Origin of the sequence: Photorhabdus bodei (assembly GCF_003287735.1) — a bacterium.
Lineage (GTDB): Bacteria > Pseudomonadota > Gammaproteobacteria > Enterobacterales > Enterobacteriaceae > Photorhabdus > Photorhabdus kayaii.
The window spans coordinates 1-1,298 of record NZ_NSCM01000127.1 but is presented as its reverse complement, the minus strand read 5'-3'; the positions used below and the strand labels follow the sequence as shown (position 1 = coordinate 1,298).

At 61.4% G+C, this 1,298-nt stretch carries 1 protein-coding gene; it reads left to right on the top strand.

Annotated elements, in window-relative coordinates; genetic code table 11:
• The first annotated feature begins 161 nt into the window (after positions 1-161).
• Positions 162-1,196 carry a site-specific tyrosine recombinase XerC gene (xerC, locus tag CKY02_RS23050; protein ID WP_338047393.1) on the top strand — a complete coding sequence of 345 codons (1,035 nt, stop codon included), beginning with the start codon at positions 162-164 and terminating at the stop codon, positions 1,194-1,196.
• Positions 1,197-1,298: the final 102 nt, after the last annotated feature.

Below are 1,298 nucleotides of genomic sequence, written 5' to 3'. Positions count from 1 at the left end.
CCCAATACCGCAAGGCCGGCGGCCAGCCCTATACGCCGGACAGTCAGCGCCGACGCCTGCGGTCCTTACGCCTGTGGTTCGACTGGTTGCAGCAACAGCACGCTATCCCGGCCAGCCCGGCGACAACCCTCGCCTCGCCAGACAGAAAAAAACGCCCCTCAGTGACGGAGACCCACGGTCAACCCGACGCCATCCCGGCCCGCTTCGCCACCTTACGCCAGCATCTGGCCGCCTGGCTGGAAGCCGTGCGGGGACAGGGGTTAAGTGAACGGACACAGGAAGCTTATGAAGAGCGGCTGTTGCCGTTCGTCACCTGGTGTGAAGCCCGCGGCGTGATGACGGCGCCGCAGGTCAGCCTGCCGTTGCTGGAAAGTTACCAGCGCTGGCTGAGAAGCGCCCGTAAAGCGAACGGTCAACCCTACAGCCCGGGCAGTCAGCGGGACCGGCTGAGTGTCTTACGTCAGTGGTTCCGCTGGCTGCTGCAACGTCACCATATCCTGTATAACCCGACGGATAACATGGTATTGCCAAGAGAAGAAAAACGGCTACCGGCGCAGGTGATGAATGAAGACGAAACCCACACGGTATTAGCCGCCGCCAGTATCGACACACTCACGGGCCTGAGAAACCGGGCTATCCTTGAAGTGTTGTGGAGTACCGGTATCCGGCGGATGGAAGTAGCCAACCTGCTGTTAAGCGAGGTGGACTTCGGGCGCGGCGTGGTGATGGTCAGACAGGGTAAAGGCGGTAAAGACCGGGTGGTGCCCATCGGCGAACAGGCGCTGCACTGGTTAAGTCGCTGGCTCAGTGTCCGGCCCGAGTTAACGCGGCGGGGGGACAGCGGTCACCTGTTTATCACTAAGAAAGGCCGGGGACTGGCCAGAGGCACGTTAACCCAGATAGCCGCCGACAGCATCCGTAAACAGGCGCAGCTGGCTAAACCGGGGGCCTGTCATCTGTTCCGGCACTCAATGGCAACCCAGATGCTGGAGAACGGCGCGGACACCCGGCATATCCAGGCGATACTGGGGCATGAGAAACTGGAAACCACGCAAATCTATACGCGGGTGGCTATCGGTCACTTAAAGGAAGTGCATGAGCAGACCCACCCGGCAGAACGGCAGTCAAAGCAGGCAACGCTGCCAGACGACACGCAGGCGAATAGCGACCAGTCGGACAGCCCGAAGCCGGCCTGAAACCTGAGTGCGGTTGGACAGTTCGACGGTTAGCCGCTTCCCTGTGAGCCTGTGGGGTGCAGTGAAAGGCAGACTGCGCGCGTCCCTGCGCACAGACTGCCT